The sequence below is a fragment of the Microcoleus sp. PH2017_05_CCC_O_A genome, assembly GCF_020738785.1.
GTDB lineage: Bacteria > Cyanobacteriota > Cyanobacteriia > Cyanobacteriales > Microcoleaceae > Microcoleus.
Genome location: NZ_JAEQCB010000286.1, coordinates 1 through 2776 on the forward strand (window position 1 = coordinate 1; position 2776 = coordinate 2776).

4 protein-coding genes are annotated in these 2776 nt (G+C 47.0%); 3 read left to right on the plus strand and 1 reads right to left on the minus strand.

What is annotated here, in order from left to right; translation table 11 throughout:
- Positions 1-31 precede the first annotated feature (31 nt).
- Positions 32-526, minus strand: coding sequence for a hypothetical protein (locus tag JGK20_RS33875; RefSeq protein ID WP_293187173.1), 495 nt, complete (start codon positions 524-526; stop codon positions 32-34).
- 401 nt (positions 527-927) lie between these two features.
- Here JGK20_RS33875 and JGK20_RS33880 point away from each other — a divergent pair, with 401 nt between their 5' ends.
- The 3 genes from JGK20_RS33880 to JGK20_RS33890 all read left to right on the plus strand — a co-directional run bounded on the left by JGK20_RS33880 (position 928) and on the right by JGK20_RS33890 (position 2612).
- A complete protein-coding gene (locus JGK20_RS33880; protein WP_293187174.1) occupies positions 928-1329 on the plus strand; it encodes a hypothetical protein in 402 nt (133 codons plus the stop codon).
- Between the two features lie 299 nt (positions 1330-1628).
- Positions 1629-2036 (plus strand): AbrB family transcriptional regulator, encoded by a 408-nt coding sequence (locus JGK20_RS33885; protein WP_293187175.1) that lies wholly within the window; start codon positions 1629-1631, stop codon positions 2034-2036.
- A gap of 90 nt (positions 2037-2126) precedes the next feature.
- Positions 2127-2612, plus strand: coding sequence for a regulatory protein RecX (locus JGK20_RS33890; protein WP_293187176.1), 486 nt, complete (start codon positions 2127-2129; stop codon positions 2610-2612).
- Positions 2613-2776 lie beyond the last annotated feature (164 nt).

Genomic DNA, 2776 nt, shown 5'->3' on the forward strand with positions numbered 1-2776 from the left:
GGGCAAATAGTCTCGCGCGGCCACAATTTGCTCAAAAAGCTACCCAAATAGTCAAGGATGGGTAGCTTTGTCCATAAATTAAGTTACAGTTCCTAACCCAGAAGCAACAACCGATCGCCCGGAGCTGAGTTTGGGCTCGCTTGCTTGGGAGCGAAATTAACTGCGGTTGTCCTTGGCAATTCGCGATCGGCTGCTGCTCGATCGCATCTGGGACGAATGCTCGATCGACAGTTGGGCGCCTACTCTCTTGACGAAAAACTCGGTTTCTTCCTAGATACGCAAATTTCCCAGCTTCTGATTTTGGGTAGAAACCGGGTTGATGAGCGGTAAGTGCTAATTTGTGTTGAAACCAATATTTAAGCTGTACTGCATTTAAGTCGGTCTTTTTCAATTGCCCTGTCAAAATAACGTCAAATTCTCTGGCTTGTGGCCCTCCGAGGGCGATTTTCCCGATCGCCCCCTCGGAGTCCACTGAGAAAGTAGCGAAGGTTGAAGAGTGGCGCAGCCCGATCGCGCGATGAAACAAATCCCTCTACAACATTATAAATTGTATATTTTAATTCCCTATTCCTTGTTCTTGTCCCCCCCATCCGCTTCTCCCCCTCGAACATCACAGACAATAGAACTCTTGCAAAAGTCAAATTTACCCCCCGCAAGTCCCCTCGAACTTCGGGGGGAAACAAGAATAATCTTACCCCCTCCCCGAACTCGCGGGGAGGGCTGGGGTGTGGTGCTTTGTATTTTTGTAAGAGATCTAATGTTTTTGGTGCAGCAGCTAATTCCTCCGGTGGTGGCTGCACGATGTTTCTGCCGCCACGCCCATTCAATCGGTTTTTAGCGAAAACCCTTTCAACGAACAGGTGAAATTTCCTTGATTTTTTTACCGGATTGCCTTCCCCGGACTGCGTTGTGTGCAAATTATAGCAGATGTTGAATGAAGGAAGAAGGAAGAAGGAAGAAGGAAGAACGGAGAAGGAAGAAGGCGATAAAGGCTGCGCTCGGGGGGTAAAAAGAAGTCTGAACTCAGAAGTCAGAAGCAATCGACTCCATGGGGAAAGGGCCATTAAGAGCGTCCTAACCGTCAGGGTGGATGGGCTATATATGCCGAACACCTTAGTAGAAGATTGCTCTTCGGTATTTGGGGTTTTGAGGGGATTCGCTGCCCGAAAAACAGGGTTTACAAGTAGGTGGCAGCGGCATCGAGAACAAGTGCTGCCTCGCCTTGTTGAGGTAAAATTTAACCCCGCGCCGGTAACAAGGCTGGCGGCAGATTTGCCTGTGTCGCGCCCTAGGTATTTTCATTCATCGGTGCTTTGGTTTTTACCTTGACCGCAGACTGGATCGGGGATTGGTGAAAGTTGGGAACAGACTTTACTGTAAAAAAGTAAAGCATTTAATTTGCGACAATAATTCCTCCCGCGATCGCGCCCTTGACGCTTAGGCAAGCATCACCTGCTCGAAGGCAAATAGATCTGCCTTCGAGTATCCTTACTTACACCCCCGGTTTTGAGACCGCAAAAATTTACCCAGAATCTTATATTCCGAATTCTTAGTATTGACAGTGAAACAAAGTTAATCTAATGTGTTGTAATTGATATAAGTAAAGTCCAATAAGCGAGGTACGGTCAATGGCAGAAACAGCTACAGCACCCTTAACAGGAAAAGGTCTGCTTCAAAAAATCAAAGGCAGCGATTTGCCGCGCAGAGAACTTGCAAAGCTTTGCGGCTACTTCACCGTCAGCAAAAGTGGAGAAACCCGGATTAACTTGGCTGAGTTTTACGATGCAGTGTTAGCTGCTAAGGGAATTGAGCTAGAGAAGTCGAAAGCAGACGGACGCGGACGAGAAGCGAGTTATCGCGCTAGCGTTCACAAGAATGGCTCGATCGTGATCGGGGCAAATTATACCCAAGAAATGGGATTAAAGCCAGGTGACGAGTTTGAAATTAAACTCGGATACAAGCACATTCGCTTGATTCAGATCGATGTGGACAGACCGGAAGTGGAAGTGGAAGAAGAGGAGGATACAGAAGAATAGAGGCGATCGCGATGCAGTCTGCCGATAGCAAGGCGACTGGATTTGATATTCGCTACAGAAGTATTTGCGCGCCAACCTTCGATTTAACTGATGAGCTGTCTTGACTATTTCTATTTTCTCTTGTCCCGCAAAGACTACAGTGCCTCTGAACTTCGCAAAAAGGGGCAAGAGAAAGGTTTTGGCAATGAGGAAATATTGGAGGCGATCGCGCAAATTCAAGACCGGGGCTATCAGTCTGACACTCGCTTGGTGGCAAACTCGATCGCCTCTGCTACGGGCAAATACGGGAAATCGGCCATCAAGCGCAAGTGCCTGCAAAAAGGAATTACTAGCGATTTGTTCGAGCAAGTCTGGGAGGAAGAAATTGCCGAAAATCTGGACTCGGAAGCCGCAAAACTCGCCGAATTAAAAGCCAAAGTCATGCGGAAATACAAGATCGATGCTTGGAGTAAAGTAGATCCGAAAACCAAGGGCAAAGTCTTGAACTACCTGCAATACAGGGGCTTTAATGCTTTTGAACTTTTGCGGCAGTGGCAAACAGAAGAAGATGAAGGGTTAACTTACAGGGCGAAATAGTTATCTAAACTTAGTCAAAGCTCGCTGGACAAGATAAGTCTAGAATTGAGATAATATCTGCAATGCCGAAAACCAAGGCTCAATTATCCGGTTTGTAAACCGCAGTTCTGTCTGTACTAGCCAGCCTGTTAAGGTCGAGAAGGAAGTCCACAACTCGTTAAATT